A 22,755-nucleotide genomic window follows, 5' to 3' on the forward strand; every position below is an offset into this window, starting at 1 on the left:
ATTCCCCTTACCCATAATTTTTATTATGTAAACAAAAATTGCGTAAAAAGACACCTTCAAGCGAGAAGGTGTCTTTCAACAGATTAGTAGTTTTTACAAGTCTCAAATAGACCTTTTTCTTTTAAGACAGAGATTAGCGTTTCGCCCATAACCGCTGGAGTTTCCGCTACTTTAATACCGCAAGCTTCCATCGTTTTAATCTTTTCTGCAGCAGTTCCTTTACCACCAGAAATGATTGCACCAGCATGGCCCATACGTTTGCCAGCAGGCGCTGTTTGGCCACCAATGAAGCCTACAACAGGTTTTGTCATATTAGCTTTCACCCATTCAGCTGCCTCTTCTTCTGCTGTACCACCGATTTCACCAATCATAATTACAGCATGCGTTTCTTCATCTTCATTAAATGCTTTTAACGCATCAATAAAGTCCGTACCGTTAACTGGGTCCCCACCGATACCTACAGCAGTAGATTGGCCAATACCTTCTTGTGTTAACTGATGTACAGCCTCATACGTTAATGTACCAGAGCGAGATACGATACCTACATGGCCTTTTTTATGAATGTACCCTGGCATAATACCAATTTTGCATTCATCAGGCGTAATAACACCAGGACAGTTTGGTCCAAGTAAACGTGTATGTTTACCCGCCATATATCTCTTTACATTTACCATATCTAATACAGGAATTCCTTCAGTAATACATACTACTAAATCGATTTCTGCATCAACTGCTTCCATAATTGCATCAGCCGCAAAAGCGGGTGGAACGTATACAACCGAAGCATTTGCGCCTGTTGCCTTCACTGCATCTTCTACAGTATCAAATACTGGTACACCTTCAATATCAGTGCCACCTTTACCTGGCGTTACACCACCGACAATTTTCGTACCGTATTCAATCATTTGTTTTGTGTGGAATAAACCTTGAGAACCTGTAATACCTTGAACAATAACTTTTGTATCTTTATTAACTAATACGCTCATTTTTCTCCCCCGCTTTCTATTAGCCCACTAGTGAAACAATTTTTTGTGCACCGTCTGCCATAGATTCTGCTGCAACAATATTTAAGCCAGACTCATTTAAAATTTTCTTACCTAACTCGACGTTTGTACCTTCAAGACGCACAACTAAAGGCAATTCAAGACCTACTTGTTTCGTCGCTTCAATAACACCTTCTGCGATAACATCACACTTCATAATGCCACCAAAAATGTTAACGAAGATACCTTTTACATTTTTGTCAGAAAGGATAATTTTGAATGCTTCTGTAACTTTTTCAGCTGTTGCACCGCCACCAACATCTAAGAAGTTAGCTGGATCGCCATGGTAATGTTTAATGATATCCATTGTAGCCATCGCTAAACCTGCACCATTAACCATACAACCGATATTTCCATCTAAAGGAATGTAGTTTAAGTCATATTTAGAAGCTTCAATTTCTTTTGAATCTTCTTCATCAAGATCACGAAGTTCTAAAATGTCTTTATTGCGATATAAAGCATTAGAATCAAAGTTTAATTTCGCATCTAATGCCATAACTTTACCGTCACCTGTTGTAACAAGTGGATTAATCTCCGCGATTGAGCAATCTTTTTCGATAAACGCACGGTATAAGCCCATCATAAACTTCACAGCTTGTCCTACAAGCTCTTTTGGAATATTGATGTTAAACGCGATTCGGCGCGCTTGGAAGCCTTGTAAGCCTACTGCTGGATCAATATATTCTTTAAAGATCTTTTCAGGTGTTTGCTCTGCTACCTCTTCAATTTCTGTTCCACCTTCTTCAGATGCCATTAAAACAACTTGAGAAGTTGCACGATCTAAAACTAAACCAACATAATATTCTTTTTTAATATCGCAACCTTCTTCGATAAGTAAGCGTTTTACTTCCTTACCTTCAGGACCTGTTTGATGTGTCACAAGTGTAGTTCCTAAAATGCTCTCTGCATATGTACGAACTTCATCTAAATTTTTTGCAACTTTTACTCCGCCAGCTTTGCCGCGTCCACCAGCGTGAATTTGTGCTTTTACTACACATACATCCGTTCCTAATTCTTTCGCTGCTTCTACAGCTTCTTCTACTGTAAATGCAACCTTCCCGTTTGGAACGCTAACCCCATAGCTTTTAAGGACTGCCTTACCTTGGTACTCATGGATATTCATGGTCCCATCCTCCCCTGTTTTCCTGTTTTACTCGAAAAGTTTTTTAATGTTTAAAAAACATTACATTGCCATTGTATAAGATGATTGGCACGCTGTCTACAATAAAGTGTCAGAAAACTGAAATCGCTTTATTCTTTTTTGAAAATAATAATGTTCATATACCAAAATAAAAAAATAAGCTGCATATTCACAGCTTATTTTTGAATCGTATCTTTAATTGGTGCAAAAGATTTCCGATGTTCTTCTAATACTCCATGCGCTTCAATCGCTTCTAAATGTTGTTTTGTGCCATATCCCATATGTTGTTCAAATCCATATGCAGGATACTTTTCTCCAAGCTCTTTCATCATACGATCTCTCGTTACTTTCGCAATAATGGATGCAGCTGAAATAGAAATACTTTTCGCATCCCCTTTAATAATGGACGTTTGCGGAATTGGTGTAGGAAGTTTCATCGCATCAATTAATAAATGTTCTGGTGCACAAGATAAATTCGCAACAGCATCTAACATCGCTTGTTTCGTCGCTTGATAAATATTTATCTCATCAATAACTTGTGGTGATACAATTCCAACTCCAATTGCAATTGCTTGTGCTTTAATTTCATCATAAAAACGCTCTCGCTTCGCCTCACTCAGCTTTTTCGAGTCATTTAACCCTGGAATATAAAAATTTTCTGGAAGGACAACAGCTGCCGTCACGACAGGCCCAGCTAGCGGCCCACGCCCTACTTCATCTATACCGGCGATAAGTGTGAGCCCTTTTTCACGTAATGCAATCTCGTACTTGGACATTTCGAAAAACTTTTCTTTTTCTTTCTGCGCTAACTCTTTTTGTTTATGCCACTTCAAAATAAGCTTTTGTATTCCTTTTCGCTCGTCTTTCATTAATATTTGGAAGCAGTCGTCCTCCTCACTCATTATTTCATGCAGTAAACGTTCCGCTTCTTGAATAGTCACTTTTTGCATTCATGCCACTCCCTTTATATACAAAAAAGAAAAGACGTACAAACGCACGTCTTATACTTCTTCTACTTTTTCTGCATCTTCTGTCTGCTCCGCAAACTCTTCTGGTGTTTCAAACGTCATTTTCCCAAGTTTTCCACCACGAAGCTCACGAAGTATAAGCTCAGATGTTTTATCATAATCAATCATTCCGCCGCCCATTAAACAGCCTCTATTTTTTCCAATTGCATCGAATAACTCCACAATATCTTCTGGAATTTCATTTAAATTATATCGATCTTTCAAACGTTCTGGATAATGTTTTTCCATAAAACGTAAAGCGTAAACAGCAACATCTTGTAAATTTAAAATTGAATCTTTAATTGCGCCCGTTGTCGCTAAACGAAGACCCACTAATTGATCTTCAAATTTAGGCCATAAAATACCGGGTGTATCTAACAGTTCCATTTCCTTCCCAACTTTAATCCATTGTTGAGCTGTTGTCACACCAGGACGATCTCCTGTTTTAGCAATATTTTTCTTCGCCAACTTATTAATTAACGTAGATTTACCAACATTCGGTATACCTACAATTAATGCACGAATTGCTCTCGGTCTAATACCTTTTGCAACCATTTTATCAAATTTTTCTTTCACTAACACTTTACAAGCCGCTGCAATTTCTTTCATACCTTGTCCAGCTTGTGCGTTAATTGAAATTGCCATCTGACCTTTTTCTTTAAAATATGCGATCCATTGCTTTGTTAAACGATCATCTGCCATATCCGCTTTATTTAAAACAACAAGCCTCGGCTTATGTGTAATAATCTCATCGATCATTGGATTTCGAGAAGATAAAGGTAATCGAGCATCTACAAGCTCAATTACAACATCAATTAACTTTAATTTTTCTGTTACTTGGCGTCTAGCCTTTGCCATATGTCCCGGGAACCATTGAATTACCATGTTGCCACCTTCTTTTTCTTTTATTTCACAATACGAGCATCTTTTAACGGCCAATATAGTATATTTGCTTTTCCAATCACTTGGTCCATTGAAATTGTACCAATCGAACGGCTATCTTTACTAAAACGACGATTATCGCCTAAAACAAATAATTGACCTTCTGGAACAGTTTTCTTCCCTGTCATTTCTTCAAGAGTAAAATCATATGTAAGCGGTCCGTCAGCAATTTGTTTTTTTTGCTTGTCTAAATACGGCTCCTCATAAGCCTTTCCGTTAACATATAGTTTATCATTACGATACTCTATTTCATCGCCTGGCAGGCCGATAATGCGCTTAATATAATCTTTATCTTCCGTCGCTTGGAATACGATAATATCAAATCGTTTCGGATCTCCTATGTGATAACCGATTTTATTGACAATCATTCGATCGCGATCATGTAAAGTAGACGCCATCGATACTCCATCTACGAGAATTGGAGCAAAGAAAAACTGTCTAATAACACCCGCTAATACAACAGCAATCAAAATTGCTTTGATCCATTCCCAAAGTGAACTCTTTTCTTTCTTCATGCATTTCCCCTCCACAATTATGTAAGCTGCTCGTATTATATCAAAATTTTATATAGATTGGAAAAAGGGAGCTTGTGTATTTACAAGCTCCCATACATGTCTTATCGAATTTCTTTAATACGTGCTTTTTTACCGCGAAGGTTACGTAAGTAGTATAACTTAGCACGACGTACTTTACCACGACGAAGTACTTCAAGTTTCGCGATTCTTGGCGTGTGAACTGGGAATGTACGCTCAACACCTACACCGTAAGAAATCTTACGAACTGTGAATGTTTCACTGATTCCGCCACCACGACGTTTAATTACAACACCTTCGAAAAGCTGAATTCTTTCACGAGTTCCCTCAACTACTTTTACGTGTACACGTAAAGTGTCTCCAGGACGGAATGAAGGAAGGTCAGTTTTTAATTGGCCTTGAGTAATTTCTGCGATTAATTGTTGCATATTAAATTCTCTCCTTTAAACAGATGCTCTTATAAAGTCTTAATAAATTACAGCGGAACATCGTTAATACGGCCACTGATTTCAGTAGCACAAGTGTTATAATAGCATATTGCTAGGACTGTTGCAATAGAAAATATATCAAGCCCTTACTCGTCTTCTTTAATTTGTTCTAGCCATTTCGCTTCTTGCTTAGATAATTCTCGTTCTTCCAGTAAATCCGGTCTACGCGTGTACGTACGACGTAGAGATTCTTTGTGTCGCCATTCATCAATATTTTTATGATTTCCTGACATTAGTACATCCGGTACCTTCATACCACGAAAATCAGCTGGACGTGTATAATGAGGATGTTCTAATAAACCTGTACTAAACGAATCCTCGACTTGTGAAGCATGATTTCCTAGCACTCCCGGGAGGAGACGCACGACACTATCCGTAATAACCATAGAGGCTAACTCTCCGCCGGTTAATACGTAGTCACCGATCGAAATTTCATCCGTTACGAGATGCTCACGAATTCGTTCATCGTACCCTTCATAATGACCACACACAAAAATAACATGCTCTTCTTCAGCAAGTTCTTCTGCCTTCTTCTGCGTAAAACGCTCTCCTTGTGGACACATTAGGACAACTCTCGGTTTACGGTCTGTTTCCTTCGTTAACTCTTCCACTGCATCAAAGATAGGCTGGGGGGTTAATACCATCCCAGCGCCACCACCATACGGATAATCATCTACGCTATTATGCTTACTCGTTGTATAATCGCGGAAATTGACAACACGAAGCTCTACCGCTTCTTTTTCTTGTGCTTTCTTTAAAATTGAAGATCCAAACACACCCGTAAACATATCTGGAAACAATGTTAAAATGTCAATTTTCATTATAATAGCCCTTCCATTACATGAATGGTTACTAATTTATTCTCAATGTTAACTTGAAGTACAACATCATCAATATAAGGAATTAATAGATCTTGACCTTTTGGACGTTTAATTACCCAAACATCATTTGCACCAGGAGATAAAATTTCTTTTATTGTTCCTAACGCTTCTCCTTCTTCCGTTACAACACTGCAACCAATAATTTCATGGTAGTAGTATTCGCCTTCAGCTAGTTCACCTAACTGCTCTTCTGGTACTTTTATTAAAGAACCTTTAAACTTCTCTGCTTCATCTACATTGTTGTATCCTTCAAATGTTAATAAATCAAATGTCTTATGTTGACGATGAGAAGTTACTTTCACTGGAAGGTAGTCTGTACTTTTCTCATTACTTATGTATAACGTGTTTCCTACTTTATATCGCTCTTCTGGAAAATCAGTACGAGAAATAACACGAATTTCTCCTCTTACGCCATGAGTATTTACAATTTTCCCTACGTTAAACCATTTTGTCATAAATAGTATGTCACCCCTGGTTTCTATATAAATTAAGCATCTCCATTTCACATATGGAACATGCAACTTCTCTTTAAATGTTAAAAAAGGGAGAGGAAATAACTCCTCGCCCTTTTTACGTTTATTGAATTTCCAGTGTTACTTTTTCATCATTATGATGTCCCACTGAATACAAGAGCATTCGAATTGCTTTCGCAACTTTCCCTTGCTTTCCAATGACTTTTCCAACATCCTCAGGATGTACAGTTAATCGATACTTTATCTCTCCGTTGTAAAGTTCCTGTGTAACTTTTACATCTTCAGGATGATCGACAAGAGGCTTGACAATCGTCTCGACTAACTTCTTCATAGTCATTGCCTCAATTACTTACCTTGTTTAGATAAGTGGAATTTCTCCATGATACCTTGGTTAGAGAATAAGTTACGAACTGTATCAGATGGTTTAGCACCATTTCCTAACCATTTTAATGCTGCTTCTTCGTTGATCTTAACTTCAGCTGGTTGAGCAACCGGATTGTAAGTACCGATTTCCTCAATGAAACGTCCGTCACGAGGAGAACGAGAATCTGCAACAACTACACGATAGAAAGGAGTTTTTTTAGCTCCCATACGTTTTAAACGAATTTTAACTGCCATTTATAAAGCACCTCCGAATTTATTTCACACAGATAATTATATTAGCAAAAAGACTATTGCTTTGTAAAGTATTTTTTCTTAACAGAGCCATCTTTTTTCCTTACATGAATGGAAACTTCAATCCACCTAGTCCTTTTTTCTTACCTTTTTGCATTCCCGTCATCGTTTTCATCATCTTTTTCATATCATCAAATTGCTTGATTAAACGATTGATTTCTTGTACCGTTGTACCGCTACCTTTGGCAATGCGCTTTTTGCGACTAGCATTGATTATTTCCGGTTGTTCTCGCTCTAATTTAGTCATAGAACGAATAATTGCCTCAATATGCCCAATTTGTTTTTCATCAACTTGCGCATTTTTCAGCCCTTTAATTTTATTTGCACCAGGAAGCATTCCTAACAATTCATCAAGCGGTCCAAGTTGACGCACTTGTCCAAGTTGTTCTAGGAAATCGTCAAGCGTAAACGAAAGCGTACGCATTTTTTGCTCAAGTTCTTTTGCTTTCTCTTCATCAACTGTAGCTTGCGCTTTTTCAATTAATGTTAAGACGTCTCCCATCCCTAAAATACGGGATGCCATACGCTCTGGATGGAACGCTTCAATCGCATCTAGTTTTTCACCCATACCAGCAAATTTAATCGGTGTATTTGTTACCGCCTTAATAGATAATGCCGCACCACCGCGCGTATCACCATCTAATTTCGTTAATACAACACCTGTTAAACCTAACTGTTCATGGAAACTTTGCGCAACATTTACCGCGTCTTGTCCCGTCATCGCATCGACAACAAGGAAAATTTCATCCGGTTTCGCAACTTCTTTCACTTTCGCTAATTCATCCATTAGTTCTTCATCAATATGCAGGCGACCTGCTGTATCAATTAAAACATAATCGTGATGATCTTCTTTTGCTTTTGCAATCGCTTGTTTCGCAATTTCAACAGGACTTACTTGATCTCCTAAAGAGAATACAGGCATGTCCAATTGCTTCCCTAATGTTTCAAGCTGTTTAATCGCTGCTGGACGGTAAATATCCGCTGCAACAAGCATTGGTTTACGATTATGCTTTTTACGAAGCAAATTCGCAAGCTTACCTGTCGTCGTTGTTTTACCCGCACCTTGCAGACCAACCATCATTATAACAGTCGGTGGCCTATTAGCAACAGCAATTTTACTTTGCTCTCCGCCCATAAGTTCTGTAAGTTCTTCCTGTACGACTTTAATTACTTGTTGTCCAGGTGTCAAACTTGTCATTACATCTTGTCCGACAGCACGTTCAGACACACGCTTTACAAAATCTTTTACTACTTTAAAGTTAACGTCCGCTTCTAAAAGAGCTAGACGAACTTCTCTCATCATTTCTTTCACATCGGCTTCAGAAACTTTTCCTTTGCCGCGGATTTTTTGCATTGTCTGTTGAAGTCGGTCGGCTAATCCTTCAAATGCCATATTGCCGCCCTCCTAATCTAATTTTTCGATAGCTTCAACAACTTGTTTCATTTCTTCATTCACATGCTCTTCTTCGCTGATTAGCTGTTTTAGCTTTGCAACAAGTCGCTGTCGCTCTTGAAACTTTTGAAGTAATACTAATTTATCTTCATATTCTTCAAGCATCGCTTCAGTCCGTTTAATGTTATCATACACGGCTTGGCGACTTACATCAAATTCTTCCGCAATTTCACCAAGAGATAAATCATCTAGATAATAAAGCGACATATAACTTCTTTGTTTTTGCGTTAACAACGATTGATAAAAATCAAATAAATAGTTCATTCTCGTTGTTTTCTCGAGCATGTTGGATCATCCTTTGTTAAGTGATTTCCCTTTACATGAATTAGTTTACATGGAGTACAAAAGAGTGTCAAGTTTTTTTCTTAACATCACATATTTTTATAGAAAAAGAAGCGGAAAATGCCGCTTCTTTCACTTACACTTCTTCTGTTTCTACTAAGTTCGCAAATAAACCATACACATATTGTTCTGGATCAAACTGCTGCAAGTCATCCATTTGCTCTCCTAATCCAACGAATTTCACCGGTACATCCATTTCGTTACGAATCGCTAATACAATACCACCTTTAGCAGTTCCATCTAACTTCGTTAAAACAATACCAGTAACGTTCGTTGCTTCACGGAATGTCTTCGCTTGACTTAAACCGTTTTGTCCTGTTGTTGCATCAATAACAAGTAATACTTCGTGAGGAGCCCCCGGTACTTCACGCTCAATTACACGCTTCACTTTCTCTAACTCTTTCATTAAGTTTACTTTATTTTGTAAGCGTCCTGCTGTGTCACATAGTAATACGTCTACTTTACGTGCTTTCGCGGCTTGTACAGCGTCATACATAACCGCCGCTGGATCAGATCCTGACCCTTGTTTAATCACTTCTACACCAACGCGATCGCCCCATACTTCTAATTGTTCAATCGCTCCTGCGCGGAATGTATCTCCTGCCGCCAATAGGACAGACTTACCTTCTGATTTGAATTTATGTGCTAGTTTACCAATCGTCGTCGTTTTCCCTACGCCGTTAACACCGACAAATAAAACAACTGTTAGTTGATCCTCTTGCATATTAATTTCGTTACTAAACTCACTGTCACCTTTGTAAATTCCTACTAACTTTTCTGAAATAACAGCTTGTACTTCTTTTGGATCTTGGATGTTACGACGTTGCACTTCTTCTTTCAATTGATCAATTAATTCCATTACCGTCGAAACTCCGACATCTGCACCAATTAAAATTTCTTCTAATTCCTCAAAGAAATCTTCATCTACTTTACGATAACGATAAACTAAATCATTTACTTTATCTGCAAACGAATTTCTCGTTTTTTCTAATCCATGTTTAAATTTCTCTGTTACTGTATCTGTTTGTTTTGAAATTCTTTCTTTTAATTTTTTAAAAAAACTCATACTGTCCCATCCTTCCTAATTACTTGCAACTAGTTCTTCTCCATCATCTAAACGAACCGAAACAAGTTTAGATACCCCTGACTCTTGCATTGTTACACCGTACAATACGTCAGACTCTTCCATTGTACCTTTTCTATGTGTAATGACAATAAACTGTGTCTCATCACTAAATCTCTTTAAATACTGCGCAAAACGAGCAACATTCGCCTCATCAAGAGCCGCCTCTACCTCATCTAATACACAGAATGGGACTGGGCGCACTTTTAAAATACCGAATAACAGCGCAATTGCTGTTAAAGCACGCTCCCCACCAGAAAGTAAACCTAAGTTTTGCAGTTTCTTCCCTGGCGGTTGCGCTACAATATCAATACCAGTATTTAATAAGTCCTCTGGATTCGTCATGACTAAATCCGCTCTACCGCCACCAAATAATTCAGAGAATACCGATTGAAACTCCATTCTAATTCCTTCAAACGTAGTAGAAAAACGTTTTTTCATTTCTTCATCCATTTCGGTAATAAGTTGGTGCAATGTCGCTTTCGCTTCTTCTAGGTCATCTTTTTGCTCTAGTAAGAATGTATGACGCTCTGCTACACGCTCATACTCTTCAATTGCCCCTAAGTTCACTGTGCCTAGCTCTTCGATGGATAATTTAATTAGTTTCACCTTTTTACGTGCATCCTCTGCAGGCATCATCATTGTATACTTCAGTTTTGCTGCTTCAAATGAAATCGTATATGTTTCACGTAAATGTTGTAATCTATTTTCTAACTCTACATCAAGTCGGTTTATTTTTACTTCTTGATTTTTCAGCATCTCAAGAATGTATTTATGTTTACCTGTTGTTTCTTTCAGATTACGTTCTAAATGTTCTACTCCCTCTTGTAACGATACGCGTTGTTCACGACGAGAGCGAATTAACTCTGAAGTTTGATTACGATCATATGCTTTCTTCTCAATCATATTCGTAATCTGTTCTTCACCACTTGAATTAGATGTCATTTCTTGTTTTAAGAATGCTAAATCCTCTTTCGTTTTGACAAGCGTTGCATCCGTTTCTTCTTTTTCCTTCGTCAATCGTTCAACTTTTTCTTTTTGATTAGATAAGCGTTGTTGCTTTTCAGCCGCCAACACTTTTAACTCAGTCATTTCTTTTTGCACTTTTTCTTTCGAAGAATACTGCTCACTTTTTTGTTTTGTTAAAGCGACAATTTTGCTATCTAATTCCGTAATCTCCGCTTGAAGCGTTGCTAAAATCTTTTCTAGCTCTTCTTTACGCCCTTGTATCTTCACTTGATCTTGTAAAAAACCTTCAATCTCTAAATCGTAAATAGATAAACGATCATTAATACGATGTTCTTCTAATTCTAAGCGACTAATTTCTTCTCTTAATTTCTGTTCATCTACACGCTCTGCTTCTACACCTTGCCTTAGTTCGCGTATTTTCACTTCTTTTTCTTGAATCTCTTGCTTTACTGCTTTAACAAAGTTTTCTAACTTCGTTGTTTTTTCTTCCATATCAGTTAACTTGCTCGTCCACTCTTCTAGCTCACGTTGACGTCCTAATAAAGAAGATTTCGCCTGTTTTACCGCTCCACCAGTCATAGAACCGCCAGGGTTCACTACATCACCTTCGATTGTTACAATGCGATAACGGTATTGCAGTTGTTTCGCCAACTCATTCGCCCCGCGTAAATCTTTCGCAACAATAACAGTACCTAATAAATTTGAAACTACATTTTCATATTTATTGTTATATTGCACAAGTTCTGCCGCCACACCTACAAACGATGGGTGTTGATTTACAATACGTAATTGTTCAAATGATAACGATCTACTTTTAATAACAGCTTGCGGTAAAAACGTTGCTCGTCCATGTTTATTTTGTTTTAAAAATGTAATTGCATTACGAGCATGTTCTTCTTTTTGTACGACAATATGCTGCATCGCTGCACCTAGAGCAATTTCCATTGCAATTTCATATTCTTTCGGTACCGTTAGCAGTTCTGCAACAGCACCCTCGATACCTTGCAACCTATCTTCTCTAGCTTTTAACACTTCACGTACCCCTTGATAGAAACCAGAGTAATCCTCTTGCATCTCTTCTAGCATTTCTTTTCGAGAACGTGCCTGTTGTACAAATTGATACGCTTGATACAGTTTTGTTTCATTTTCACTATACTGCGTCTTGCATTTCCCAAGTGCCACTTCTGTCTTTTGTATATTCGAAAGGATACCAGCTACTTTTTCTTTCACTTGTTCATAACTTTCCACAAGTTTCGTCTTTTTCGCTGTAATTTCCATGCGTATTTCTACATATTTCGCATTTTCTTCATCGAGGCGTTCATTTTTTGAGTTTTGTTGTTTAGATTGTTCTTCAATCATAGATAACTCATTACGATGACTAGCTTGTTGATTTAAAAGTTCAATATAGTCACCTTTTAAATTCTCAATTTGTTCCTCTAAATTGTCAGCAAAAGTTGCAAGCAGTAGCTCATTATCATGCAATTTTGTCTCCAACTCTTTTACTTGATTTACAAATTGCATCAACACTTCTGTACTGGATTCAATTTCACCATCATAACTTGTAGCTTTCTCTGTTAATTCAACAATTAACTGTTCGAGTTGTGCACAATGCGTCGTTGCATTTTGTTTTCTCTCTTTTAATAACTCACGCTGTCCTTCTAACTTTTCTAGCTCTTTACTAGAAAGAAGCAGCACTTCTTGTAAGGAATCTACAGACTCATCTACTGCTTGTAATTGTCCTCGTAATTCCTCAAGCTCTTCTTCACCTTTTTGTAAATGCGTTGACATTTTAGCTTCTTCGTTTTTATTATGCCCAAACTGATTTCGAAGCGCTTCCCATTTCTCATGTAATTCTTCAATTTCATGTACAATAAGCGCCGCTTCTACTTTCTCTAATTCTTCTTTTTTCTCGAGATAATCTTTCGCAATAGAAGCTTGTCTTTCTAAAGGTTCTACTTGACTACTTAATTCGTGAATGATATCTTGTACACGATTTAAGTTTTCTTGTGTGTCTGCTAATTTCACTTCAGCTTTCTTTTTACGAAGTTTGTATTTCAGCACTCCCGCAGCTTCTTCAAATACACCACGACGTTCTTCTGATTTACTACTTAAAATCTCTTCAACTTTCCCCTGGCTAATAATCGAAAAAGCTTCTCTTCCCATACCAGAGTCCATAAATAAATCGATAATATCTTTCAATCTACATGATTGTTTATTAATATAAAAATCACTATCACCAGAACGAGATACACGACGCGTTACACACACCTCATTATATTCAATCGGTAAACGTTGATCTTCATTATTTAAAGTTATTGTTACTTCAGCAACATTAACTGCTCTTCTCGTATCACTGCCTGCAAAAATAATATCCTCCATCTTTGCACCACGTAATGATTTTGCAGATTGTTCACCAAGTACCCAGCGAATCGCATCAGTAATATTACTTTTCCCACTTCCATTAGGTCCTACTACGGAAGTTACACCTGGGACAAAATCAACAGATACACGCTCAGCAAAAGACTTAAACCCTGCTATTTCTAATCTTTTTAAAAACACGAAAGGCCTTCCTCCTATTCTCCGTTGTTATAACTGTTGTCTATACAAACACAAGCTATTATACGGATTTCCCTTCCCTTTATTCACAAACAAAAAGAAAGTTTCATTCTATGCATAAGGAATCCCCCTCATTCAAAGGGGGATTCCTTATAGTTGTTCTTTTAATTTTTTCAATGCTTCTGCAGCAGCTTGTTGCTCTGCTTCTTTTTTCGACTTGCCACTACCAAGACCTAAAGCCACGTTATTTAACGTAACACGTGACACAAATTCTCGATTGTGGGCCGGTCCTTTTTCCTGCAAAATTTGATACTCAATATTGCCACTACCATCACGCTGAATCAACTCTTGTAATTGACTCTTATAATCCATCACATGAGAAAAAGCACCTTCATTAATTTTAGGGTATACAATTTCTTTTAAGAAGCCCCATACTGTTTCTAACCCTTGATCAAGATAAAGGGCACCAATAAACGCTTCAAAGACATCCGCTAATAAAGCTGGTCGTTCACGTCCACCTGTCATTTCCTCACCTTTTCCTAATAAAACAAGGCTACCAAATGACAACTCGTTTGCAAAACGAACAAGAGATGGTTCACATACAATAGCTGCACGTAGTTTTGTTAACTCTCCTTCGCTCATTGTCGGATATTTTTGAAACAGATACTGTGACACAGTAAGTTCCAATACTGCATCTCCAAGGAATTCGAGACGCTCATTATCTTCATGCGGTTTTTTTCGATGCTCATTCACATACGATGAATGCGTAAATGCTTGAATCAATAATTTTTCATCTGAAAACGTAATACCTATCTCTTCTTGAAATACTTTAAACGCTTCACGATATTTTGTTTCGTATTTTTTTTCTCTATGTTTTCGGTACGGCATAGGTCCCTCCAGATATAAGCCGAGAAGCCCCGCTAAAAAACGGGACTTCACTTAAGCATTATAGATGACTCTCTATGTAAGTCACAGCATCGCCAACAGTAGCAATCTTTTCAGCATCTTCATCAGAAATTTCCATTTCGAATTCATCTTCCAATTGCATTACAAGTTCTACTACATCTAGGGAGTCTGCGCCTAAATCTTCTTTAAAGCTCGCAGCTGGTACTACTTCAGTTTCTTCTACACCTAAACGATCAACGATGATTTTTGTTACACGCTCTAAAACATCTGCCATTCCATTCACCTCCCCTCAAATATTATATTAAATATTGGCCAAAAAAACTAGTTGAAATCAATTCTTTTATTACATTACCATTCCGCCATCAACATTTAACGTTTGCCCTGTAATATATTTGCTTTGATCAGAAGCAAAAAACGTTACAGTATTTGCGATATCTTGCGCTTCACCAAACTGAGCTGCAGGAATTAACTTTAACATTTCGGTTTTTATATTTTCATCTAATATATCCGTCATATCAGTCGCAATAAAACCTGGAGCAATTGCATTTACAGTAATATTACGGCTCGCTAATTCTTTTGCTGATGTTTTTGTTAATCCAATTACACCCGCTTTAGCAGCAACATAGTTTGCTTGTCCTGGATTACCTGTCACTCCAACAACAGAAGCGATATTAATAATACGTCCATGACGCTGGCGCATCATGTATCGAGATACTGCCTTCGTACATAAGAATACACCTTTTAGGTTTGTATTAATAACTGTATCCCATTCTTCTTCTTTCATACGCATTAATAAATTATCTTTTGTTACACCTGCATTATTTACAAGAATATCAACTTGTCCAAATGTATCTACAGTTTGTTTCACCATATTTGTAACGTCTTCAGCATTTGCAACATCTGCTCTTACTGCAATTGCATCCGAACCTAATTTCTTTATTTCATCAACTACTTCATTCGCCTTTTGCTCATTACCAGCATAATTTACTACAACATTTGCCCCTTGTTTCGCTAAATCAATCGCAATCGCACGACCAATTCCACGTGAAGCGCCAGTTACTAATGCTACTTTCCCTTTTAACATCAGTTTTCTCCTCTCAAATTTGAAATGGTATCTTTTAATGTCTCTTCATCGTATATCGCATATGCTTTCACTGATGAATCAATTGACTTCATAAGTCCAGCAAGTACTTTCCCAGGTCCAATCTCAATAAATGTATCTACCCCTTGATTCACCATGTTTTCAATGGACGGGTACCATAAGACAGGGGAATAGAGCTGTTCAATTAGCTTTTCTTGAATAAGTGCACCATTTGTAATAACGTCTGCTGTTACATTTGCGATAACAGGAATATTCGTATCTTGAATTGTAATTTCTTTTAAGACACTTTGGAACTTCTCCGCTGCTGGCTTCATAAGCGAAGAGTGGAACGGTCCACTTACCTTAAGCGGAATTGCTCTCTTTGCACCATTTTCTTTCGCTCTTTGAGAAGCAATCTCAACTCCTTGCTTTGTTCCAGAAATCACAATTTGCTTCGTACTATTCATATTAGCGATTTGCACTGCATATCCTTCACTTGTTACTTCTTCTGTAACTTGTTTCAGCATATGTGGATCAGCACCTAAAATAGCCGCCATTGCACCTTCTCCACCAGGAACAGCTTCTTCCATATATTCCCCACGTTTTCTTACAGCATATACAGCGTCTTCAAAAGTTATTGCACCCGCTGCTACAAGAGCGCTATATTCACCTAAACTATGCCCTGCAACAAAGTCTGGTGTAATATCATACTCTTTCAAAGCTGTCAAAATAGCAAAACTCGTTGTTAATAAGGCCGGCTGCGCATTTGTCGTTAACGTAAGCTTTTCCTGCGGCCCTTCAAAAATCACTTCTGAAAGTGAATCTTGCAACACCTCATCTGCTTTCGCAAACACATTTGCAACCTCTTTATTATTCTCCGCTAACTGTTTACCCATTCCAACTGCCTGTGAACCTTGGCCCGGAAAAAGAAATGCTAGTTTTCCCATTTCAAATCCTCCTCTTATTGGAGTGGCTCTTTCTCCATTACGCTTGAAATAGTAGGAATAACTTCTTTCGCTACCATTTCTCTCGTTTGACGAATCGCACTAAATATTGATTGGTCATTGGAAGAACCGTGAGCCTTAATGACTGGAGCTTTCAATCCAAATAATGCCGCTCCTCCATACTCCGAATAATCCATTTTATCTTTTAATACCATAAGTTTTGGCTTTAATACCGCTGCTGCTAATTTGCTCGTAAACGAACTCATTAACTGCTCTTTTAACATAGAAAATAACGCAAGTGCTGTTCCTTCTAATGATTTTAGCGCTACATTCCCTGTAAAACCATCACATACAACAACATCTGCTACACCTTGCAATAAATCTCTTGATTCAACGTTCCCAACGAAATTAATTGGGGCATCCTTAAGCATTGCAAAGACTTGTTTTGAAAGCTCGTTCCCTTTGCCATCCTCTGTTCCAACGTTCAAAAGTCCAACGCGAGGATTTTTAATTCCTCTTACTTTCTCAGCGTATACAGATCCCATTACTGCATATTGATATAAATGAATTGGTTTTGCATCAACGTTCGCTCCAACATCTAACATAACAAAACCTTCTCCATCAACCGTTGGCATTGTAGGGGATAAAGCTGGTCGCTCAATCCCTTCCATACGACCTACAACGAACAATCCAGCCGCCATTAAAGCTCCTGTACTACCAGCTGATATACAAGCATCCGCTACGCCGTCTTTCACTTGCTGCGCTGCTAGTACCATTGAGGCTTGTTTTTTTCGACGAACCGCTCTTACTGGTTCATCTGTCGATTCGATTTTTTCATCTGTATGAAGTATAGTAATTCGTTCTTCACTCGTTAAGTATTGACGAATTTCCTCTTCTTTCCCTACTAACGTAATATGTAAATCAGAATATTCCTTAATAGCTTTCATTGCTCCTAATACGACAGCCTTTGGAGCATGATCGCCGCCCATTGCATCTATTGCGATTTTCATAAGTTGTTACCTTCCTCACTATAATTACTAGATCGATACATTTCAAAAGTGCCTGTAAAAACAAGTTCTTCTCCAACAAAGCTACGCACTTTGACAACGGTCCGTCCTTTATCATTCTCTACATCTTCAACGCGCGCTTTTGCAACAACACGCTCTCCTAATTTTACAGGACGAATGTATCGAATGGTAGACTTTGCAGTTAAAGCTAATTCTTCATCAATAACCGCAACAGCTAGTGAGTTTGCTTGTGCAAACAAATGATGCCCACGGGCAATCTGATTTCTTTTAAATACGTGTTCTACCTTCACTTCAAAGATAGAAATCGCATGTCTATCTAATTCTATATCGATAATTTCTCCGACAACCTCTTCTAACGGTAAAGATTTCACATCTTCTTCATGTTGCTTTGTAGCTACATGTTTAATTCTTTCTCTTAATTCAGGAATAGATAATTCCATACGGTCAAGACGTACGGTTTGTATACTCACTTGAAATTTTTCTGCTAAATCTTCATCCGTAATAAAAGGATTCGTTTCTATTGTTTGTTGTAATAATTCTTGTCTTTCTTTTTTACTTCTTCTTTTTTTCATACCGCACCATCCATTTTTATGACTAGGTACTAACAGTAGTATATAATCATTAAAAGTAGAATGCAACAAAAACTTTCGTTGCCTCCCTTTAATCGAGCTTCTCTCCTTGGAACACACCTGTCCCGTCAAGATAAGTACGCAGCGAAGCATACTGATCATTATGCCAAAACGCTTCTGATTCTACTAGTAACGCCGCATCTTGTCTAGCTGTTTCTAACGCTCGATAATCATGTACCATATCAGCAACCTTAAATTCTGGTAAACCACTTTGCTTACTTCCAAAGAAATCTCCAGGACCTCTTAACTCTAAATCTTTTTCTGACAATACAAATCCATCATTCGTTTCGGTCATAATACGCATTCGCTCTTTTCCCGTTTCCGATTTTGGATCCGCGATTAATAAACAATATGATTGTTCACTACCACGCCCAACACGTCCCCTGAGCTGATGGAGCTGCGATAAACCGAAACGCTCTGCATCATAAATAACCATTACAGTCGCATTCGGTACGTTCACACCTACTTCAACAACTGTTGTCGACACAAGAATTTGCACTTTATTTTCACTAAATTGTCCCATTATCTCTTCTTTTTCTTGAGATGAGAGTCTGCCATGCATTAATCCGACTTGACATTTCCCTTGATAATGATGAGTCAGCATACTATGTAAGTCAATCGCATTTTGTACATCAAGTTTCTCAGATTCTTCAATAAGGGGACAAATAACATATGCTTGTCTTCCTTTTTTTATCTCCTTCTCCACAAAACCGAGAACTCGATCTAACATATCATGTTTTGCCCAGTATGTTTCAATTACCTTTCTACCAGCTGGCATCTCATCGATTATAGAAACATCCATCTCTCCAAATGCAGTAATTGCTAACGTACGCGGAATTGGCGTCGCCGTCATAAATAAAACATCCGGACTTTCACCTTTCTCCCTTAAAACTCGTCGCTGCGCTACACCAAATCGATGTTGTTCATCAGTAATAACGAGACCTAACCTATGAAAGATAACTTCATCTTGAATTAAAGCATGTGTTCCAACAAGGATATCTATTTCTCCTTGTTCTAATTTTGCCAAAATCTCTCGACGCCTTACACCTTTAACAGAACTGGTTAACAATTCAACATTCATACCAAAGTGCGAGAACGTCTCTGCAAGCGATTGATAATGTTGCTCTGCTAAAATTTCTGTAGGAACCATTAAAGCACCTTGATAATGTGCTAACTTCGCTGCATAAAGGCCAATCGCTGCAACGACTGTTTTCCCAGAACCTACATCACCTTGCAACAGACGATTCATCCGATAAGGAGATGTCATATCTTTCATAATTTCATCTACTACCCGACGCTGCGCACCAGTTAATGGAAACGGAAGTGCATCAATAAACTCTTGCAATTCTGCTGAAGGAATTTCTTTTTTCGTCCCTTTCGAATTTTCCCTCTCCATTTTCCGTAATGTTTGCATTTTTAGCTGAAATAAGAAAAACTCCTCATATACAAAACGGCGACGTGCTTGTTTTAAATCTTCCTGTCCTGCTGGAAAATGCAACGACCGAAGCGCTTCATAACGCGGCAATAATTTATATCGACTTAGCAATCCATCAGGTAACACTTCAACTATAGATTCTCCATACTCCTTGAACGCTTGGGCAATAAAACGGCGCATCTGTTTTACTGTAAGTTTCCCTTTCACTGAGTATACAGGCTCTACTTCTTGTTGACGTACAACTGGTCCAAAATGAAGCTCTGATACCGCAATCGTTTGACGGTGCTGATCCCATTTACCAGTAATCGTTACTGTTTCATTTAAATTTAACTTCTGCTTATAGTACGGCCTATTAAAGCATACAGCTGTAATTAAATAACGACCGACGAGGACACGAACCGTAAGACGCGACTTCTTCTTCCCATAATATTGCAGTAAAGGAGCACTATGAACCTTTCCCTCAACTGTTACACGTTCATCATGCTTTACTTCAGCAAGATCTTTCATCGCATAATCTTCATAACGGTACGGAAAATGTTCTAATAGATGAGAAACTGTATAAATCCCCATCTCGTTTAGTAATTCAGATGTTTCTCCTCCGATTCCCTTTACATCCGTAACAGGAACTTGTACAACTTCATTCAAGATTCTCACGCTCCGTCACATTATTTTCTTTGATTCATTCATACTATTGACATCTGTAATCGCTCTCTTTCACCCTATATATTCTATCATAGGCATTCTTAGAGAAACTACTCAAATCCCTCATAAACAATACGAAAGAAAAGAGCCTCACTATTAGCAGCAAGGCTCTTTTTTATCTTCAATATGCTAGCCTTTTGAATAAAAACTAGTAATAAACTTCATATTACTACTTCTTATCCATTAGCAAGTAAGTAATCCATTTATTTTCAAAACGAATTTTCTCTTATTCTACAGAGAAGATGAACGAATACACCGGTTGGTTTCCAGCATGTACTTCTACTTCTGCATCTTCAAAATTCTCTTCTACAAATGCAACTAACTCAGCTACTTCTTCGTCAGTTGCATCTTCACCTTGAAGAATCGTTACAATTTCAGAATCTTCATCAATAAGTGCTTCTAGTAATTGCTTTGCAGCTCCTACTTTTGCAGCGTTTGTTGATACAATTTTTCCATCTGCAATACACATGAAATCATCTTTTTGAATCGCTACACCATCAATTTCCGTATCACGTACAGCATACGTAATTTGACCGGTTTTCACATGAGATAAAGCTTCTTTCATGTTTTCTTCGTTCTCTTCTAACGTTCCAACTGGATTAAATGCTAACATTGCAGCCATACCTTGAGGAACTGTTTTTGAACGAATTACAATCACTTCTTGATCCACAACTGACGCTGCTTGTTCTGCTGCCATCACGATATTTCCGTTGTTCGGTAAAATAATGATTTTTTCAGCATTCGCTTCTTCAATCGCCTTCACAATATCCTCCGTACTTGGATTCATCGTTTGGCCACCTTCGATAACTTTCGTCGCGCCAATGCTCTCAAATAAAGTTTTGATACCAGATCCCATAGCAACAGTTACGATACCGTACGGTTGTTTCTCTTTAGACTGGCTAGTTGGCTCAGGCATCATAGTAGGCTCATCTAATAAAGCAGTATGCTGTTCACGCATATTTTCTACTTTAATCTTAATTAAACTACCATAGCGTTGTCCATAATTCATAGGATCTCCAGGATGTTCCGCATGAATATGAACCTTAACAACCTCATCATCTGATACAACAAGTAGTGAATCTCCGTACACACTAATATCTTCACGGAATTTTTGTTCAGAGAAATTATGTTCTTTCATTTTTTCAGGCTCTAATTTCACCATGAATTCCGTACAATATCCATACTTAATATCTTCTGTACTCAATTGGCTTTGTACACTACGGTGATGTTCTGCGCGTACCATGTCATTCATAGATGGTTGGGCAGACACATTAGAAGAAATCGTTTCTCCTTTTAAGTCAGCTAAAAATCCTTCGTATACAACAACAAGACCTTTACCACCGCTATCTACAACGCCAACTTGTTTTAATACAGGTAATAAATCCGGCGTACGATTTAACGATGCATTCGCTTCTTTCACAACGTCTTCCATAAACAAAACAAAGTCGCGCTGTTTTTTCGCAACTGTCACTGCATATTTACCCGTTTCTCTTGCAACCGTTAAAATCGTTCCTTCAATCGGTTTCATAACCGCTTTGTAAGCCGCTTCTACCCCAGCATCTAAAGCTGCAGCAAAATCAACTGTTGTTAATTCTTCTTTTTGTTCAATGGATTTAGAGAAACCGCGGAACAACTGAGATAAAATAACTCCAGAGTTACCACGTGCTCCCATTAATAATCCTTTGGCTAAACTTACGCCGACTTTACCAGCATGCTGTGAAGGATTTGCTTTCACTTCACGTGCGCCTGAAGTCATTGATAAGTTCATGTTTGTACCGGTATCGCCATCTGGAACCGGAAATACGTTTAATGCATCAACAAGCTGAACATTATTTGTTAAATTATTCGCTCCTTGCATGATCATTTGTGATAAACGTTTCCCATCAATTTTTTGAATTGACACAGATTTTCCTCCTTAATGCACATTACAAGTTTATTACTTTAACTCCTTGTACGTAGATGTTTACAGAATCTACTGCTAGTCCTACAGTTTGATCTAATGTATATTTCACTTTCGTCTGCACGTTATGTGCTACTTCTGAAATTTTCGTACCATAGCTCACAATAATATACATATCAATATGTACTTCATCTTCATCTTTACGAACAATAACACCTCTAGTGAAGTTTTCTTTTCGTAAAATGTCTGTTAAACCATCTTTTAACTGATTTTTTGATGCCATACCTACGATACCGTAGCAATCTACTGCGGCACCTCCAGCAATTGTTGCAATTACATCTGTACTAATATCAATTTGACCATACTTCGTTTTAATTTCAATTGACATCTCGTTTCCCCCTTCATAAATGGTGAAAGTGAGCTAGACTACTTTAGTTACTATCATATAATCTTTTTAAAGAAAATTCCATCGTTCTTTCTTTTCACTCTCATATTTTATGTTTT

General features: G+C 37.9%; 23 protein-coding genes. All 23 read right to left on the bottom strand.

Annotated elements, in window-relative coordinates; all coding sequences use genetic code 11:
* Nucleotides 1-83: 83 nt before the first annotated feature.
* Complete coding sequence (sucD, locus tag JDS82_RS00755; RefSeq protein WP_000115178.1) at nucleotides 84-986, bottom strand: succinate--CoA ligase subunit alpha; 903 nt, start codon at nucleotides 984-986, stop codon at nucleotides 84-86.
* 19 nt (nucleotides 987-1,005) lie between these two features.
* Nucleotides 1,006-2,166 carry an ADP-forming succinate--CoA ligase subunit beta gene (sucC, locus tag JDS82_RS00760; protein ID WP_001020778.1) on the bottom strand — a complete coding sequence of 387 codons (1,161 nt, stop codon included), beginning with the start codon at nucleotides 2,164-2,166 and terminating at the stop codon, nucleotides 1,006-1,008.
* A 194-nt stretch (nucleotides 2,167-2,360) separates the two neighbouring features.
* Nucleotides 2,361-3,134 (bottom strand): ribonuclease HII, encoded by a 774-nt coding sequence (locus tag JDS82_RS00765; RefSeq protein ID WP_001174726.1) that lies wholly within the window; start codon nucleotides 3,132-3,134, stop codon nucleotides 2,361-2,363.
* A 51-nt stretch (nucleotides 3,135-3,185) separates the two neighbouring features.
* Nucleotides 3,186-4,076 carry a ribosome biogenesis GTPase YlqF gene (gene ylqF / locus JDS82_RS00770; protein ID WP_000236708.1) on the bottom strand — a complete coding sequence of 297 codons (891 nt, stop codon included), beginning with the start codon at nucleotides 4,074-4,076 and terminating at the stop codon, nucleotides 3,186-3,188.
* A 20-nt stretch (nucleotides 4,077-4,096) separates the two neighbouring features.
* Nucleotides 4,097-4,648, bottom strand: coding sequence for a signal peptidase I (lepB, locus tag JDS82_RS00775; RefSeq protein ID WP_000711855.1), 552 nt, complete (start codon nucleotides 4,646-4,648; stop codon nucleotides 4,097-4,099).
* A gap of 101 nt (nucleotides 4,649-4,749) precedes the next feature.
* Nucleotides 4,750-5,094 (bottom strand): 50S ribosomal protein L19, encoded by a 345-nt coding sequence (gene rplS, locus JDS82_RS00780; protein WP_001186518.1) that lies wholly within the window; start codon nucleotides 5,092-5,094, stop codon nucleotides 4,750-4,752.
* 146 nt (nucleotides 5,095-5,240) lie between these two features.
* The gene (gene trmD, locus JDS82_RS00785; protein WP_199712513.1) at nucleotides 5,241-5,975 is read right to left on the bottom strand and encodes a tRNA (guanosine(37)-N1)-methyltransferase TrmD; all 735 of its coding nucleotides are present in this window, start codon (nucleotides 5,973-5,975) and stop codon (nucleotides 5,241-5,243) included.
* Complete coding sequence (rimM, locus tag JDS82_RS00790) at nucleotides 5,975-6,490, bottom strand: ribosome maturation factor RimM (protein ID WP_000170282.1); 516 nt, start codon at nucleotides 6,488-6,490, stop codon at nucleotides 5,975-5,977. Before rimM ends, trmD begins: the two co-directional genes overlap by 1 nt.
* A gap of 121 nt (nucleotides 6,491-6,611) precedes the next feature.
* Entirely contained in the window at nucleotides 6,612-6,839 is a 228-nt protein-coding gene (locus JDS82_RS00795; RefSeq protein WP_000737397.1) for a KH domain-containing protein, read from the bottom strand.
* Nucleotides 6,840-6,853: 14 nt separating this feature from the next.
* Nucleotides 6,854-7,126, bottom strand: a complete 273-nt coding sequence (gene rpsP / locus JDS82_RS00800; protein ID WP_000268750.1) for a 30S ribosomal protein S16 — start codon at nucleotides 7,124-7,126, stop codon at nucleotides 6,854-6,856.
* Between the two features lie 100 nt (nucleotides 7,127-7,226).
* On the bottom strand, nucleotides 7,227-8,576 hold the full coding sequence (gene ffh, locus JDS82_RS00805; RefSeq protein WP_000863466.1) for a signal recognition particle protein: 1,350 nt from the start codon (nucleotides 8,574-8,576) through the stop codon (nucleotides 7,227-7,229).
* A gap of 12 nt (nucleotides 8,577-8,588) precedes the next feature.
* Nucleotides 8,589-8,921, bottom strand: a complete 333-nt coding sequence (locus tag JDS82_RS00810) for a putative DNA-binding protein (protein ID WP_000891061.1) — start codon at nucleotides 8,919-8,921, stop codon at nucleotides 8,589-8,591.
* Nucleotides 8,922-9,054: 133 nt separating this feature from the next.
* A complete protein-coding gene (gene ftsY, locus JDS82_RS00815) occupies nucleotides 9,055-10,044 on the bottom strand; it encodes a signal recognition particle-docking protein FtsY (protein WP_000007661.1) in 990 nt (329 codons plus the stop codon).
* A gap of 15 nt (nucleotides 10,045-10,059) precedes the next feature.
* Nucleotides 10,060-13,629 carry a chromosome segregation protein SMC gene (smc, locus tag JDS82_RS00820; RefSeq protein ID WP_199712514.1) on the bottom strand — a complete coding sequence of 1,190 codons (3,570 nt, stop codon included), beginning with the start codon at nucleotides 13,627-13,629 and terminating at the stop codon, nucleotides 10,060-10,062.
* Nucleotides 13,630-13,776: 147 nt separating this feature from the next.
* Nucleotides 13,777-14,514, bottom strand: a complete 738-nt coding sequence (rncS, locus tag JDS82_RS00825) for a ribonuclease III (RefSeq protein WP_001146867.1) — start codon at nucleotides 14,512-14,514, stop codon at nucleotides 13,777-13,779.
* Between the two features lie 58 nt (nucleotides 14,515-14,572).
* Nucleotides 14,573-14,806 carry an acyl carrier protein gene (gene acpP / locus JDS82_RS00830; RefSeq protein WP_000786062.1) on the bottom strand — a complete coding sequence of 78 codons (234 nt, stop codon included), beginning with the start codon at nucleotides 14,804-14,806 and terminating at the stop codon, nucleotides 14,573-14,575.
* 69 nt (nucleotides 14,807-14,875) lie between these two features.
* Complete coding sequence (fabG, locus tag JDS82_RS00835; RefSeq protein ID WP_098058150.1) at nucleotides 14,876-15,616, bottom strand: 3-oxoacyl-[acyl-carrier-protein] reductase; 741 nt, start codon at nucleotides 15,614-15,616, stop codon at nucleotides 14,876-14,878.
* Entirely contained in the window at nucleotides 15,616-16,560 is a 945-nt protein-coding gene (gene fabD / locus JDS82_RS00840; protein WP_000516944.1) for an ACP S-malonyltransferase, read from the bottom strand. The genes fabG and fabD overlap by 1 nt, the downstream gene beginning before the upstream one ends.
* 14 nt (nucleotides 16,561-16,574) lie before the next feature.
* Entirely contained in the window at nucleotides 16,575-17,567 is a 993-nt protein-coding gene (plsX, locus tag JDS82_RS00845; protein WP_000684108.1) for a phosphate acyltransferase PlsX, read from the bottom strand.
* Entirely contained in the window at nucleotides 17,564-18,157 is a 594-nt protein-coding gene (gene fapR / locus JDS82_RS00850; protein ID WP_000747352.1) for a transcription factor FapR, read from the bottom strand. The genes plsX and fapR overlap by 4 nt, the downstream gene beginning before the upstream one ends.
* Nucleotides 18,158-18,245: 88 nt before the next feature.
* Nucleotides 18,246-20,294, bottom strand: coding sequence for an ATP-dependent DNA helicase RecG (gene recG / locus JDS82_RS00855; RefSeq protein ID WP_001006891.1), 2,049 nt, complete (start codon nucleotides 20,292-20,294; stop codon nucleotides 18,246-18,248).
* A 283-nt stretch (nucleotides 20,295-20,577) separates the two neighbouring features.
* On the bottom strand, nucleotides 20,578-22,254 hold the full coding sequence (locus JDS82_RS00860; RefSeq protein WP_000027123.1) for a DAK2 domain-containing protein: 1,677 nt from the start codon (nucleotides 22,252-22,254) through the stop codon (nucleotides 20,578-20,580).
* Nucleotides 22,255-22,276: 22 nt separating this feature from the next.
* The gene (locus JDS82_RS00865; protein ID WP_000021109.1) at nucleotides 22,277-22,639 is read right to left on the bottom strand and encodes an Asp23/Gls24 family envelope stress response protein; all 363 of its coding nucleotides are present in this window, start codon (nucleotides 22,637-22,639) and stop codon (nucleotides 22,277-22,279) included.
* Nucleotides 22,640-22,755: the final 116 nt, after the last annotated feature.

Source organism: Bacillus cereus group sp. N14 (assembly GCF_016483555.1).
Classification (GTDB): Bacteria; Bacillota; Bacilli; order Bacillales; family Bacillaceae_G; genus Bacillus_A; species Bacillus_A wiedmannii.

Excerpts from the sequence above, each read along its gene's own strand:
- JDS82_RS00810 (WP_000891061.1), bottom strand. The coding sequence starts at position 8,921 with ATGCTCGAGAAAACAACGAGAATGAACTATTTATTTGATTTTTATCAA.
- ftsY (WP_000007661.1), bottom strand. The coding sequence starts at position 10,044 with ATGAGTTTTTTTAAAAAATTAAAAGAAAGAATTTCAAAACAAACAGAT.
- rplS (WP_001186518.1), bottom strand. The coding sequence starts at position 5,094 with ATGCAACAATTAATCGCAGAAATTACTCAAGGCCAATTAAAAACTGAC.
- ylqF (WP_000236708.1), bottom strand. The coding sequence starts at position 4,076 with ATGGTAATTCAATGGTTCCCGGGACATATGGCAAAGGCTAGACGCCAA.
- sucC (WP_001020778.1), bottom strand. The coding sequence starts at position 2,166 with ATGAATATCCATGAGTACCAAGGTAAGGCAGTCCTTAAAAGCTATGGG.
- rncS (WP_001146867.1), bottom strand. The coding sequence starts at position 14,514 with ATGCCGTACCGAAAACATAGAGAAAAAAAATACGAAACAAAATATCGT.
- fapR (WP_000747352.1), bottom strand. The coding sequence starts at position 18,157 with ATGAAAAAAAGAAGAAGTAAAAAAGAAAGACAAGAATTATTACAACAA.
- acpP (WP_000786062.1), bottom strand. The coding sequence starts at position 14,806 with ATGGCAGATGTTTTAGAGCGTGTAACAAAAATCATCGTTGATCGTTTA.
- JDS82_RS00795 (WP_000737397.1), bottom strand. The coding sequence starts at position 6,839 with ATGAAGAAGTTAGTCGAGACGATTGTCAAGCCTCTTGTCGATCATCCT.
- lepB (WP_000711855.1), bottom strand. The coding sequence starts at position 4,648 with ATGAAGAAAGAAAAGAGTTCACTTTGGGAATGGATCAAAGCAATTTTG.
- rimM (WP_000170282.1), bottom strand. The coding sequence starts at position 6,490 with ATGACAAAATGGTTTAACGTAGGGAAAATTGTAAATACTCATGGCGTA.
- plsX (WP_000684108.1), bottom strand. The coding sequence starts at position 17,567 with ATGAAAATCGCAATAGATGCAATGGGCGGCGATCATGCTCCAAAGGCT.
- JDS82_RS00765 (WP_001174726.1), bottom strand. The coding sequence starts at position 3,134 with ATGCAAAAAGTGACTATTCAAGAAGCGGAACGTTTACTGCATGAAATA.
- ffh (WP_000863466.1), bottom strand. The coding sequence starts at position 8,576 with ATGGCATTTGAAGGATTAGCCGACCGACTTCAACAGACAATGCAAAAA.
- fabD (WP_000516944.1), bottom strand. The coding sequence starts at position 16,560 with ATGGGAAAACTAGCATTTCTTTTTCCGGGCCAAGGTTCACAGGCAGTT.
- rpsP (WP_000268750.1), bottom strand. The coding sequence starts at position 7,126 with ATGGCAGTTAAAATTCGTTTAAAACGTATGGGAGCTAAAAAAACTCCT.
- trmD (WP_199712513.1), bottom strand. The coding sequence starts at position 5,975 with ATGAAAATTGACATTTTAACATTGTTTCCAGATATGTTTACGGGTGTG.
- sucD (WP_000115178.1), bottom strand. The coding sequence starts at position 986 with ATGAGCGTATTAGTTAATAAAGATACAAAAGTTATTGTTCAAGGTATT.
- fabG (WP_098058150.1), bottom strand. The coding sequence starts at position 15,616 with ATGTTAAAAGGGAAAGTAGCATTAGTAACTGGCGCTTCACGTGGAATT.
- JDS82_RS00865 (WP_000021109.1), bottom strand. The coding sequence starts at position 22,639 with ATGTCAATTGAAATTAAAACGAAGTATGGTCAAATTGATATTAGTACA.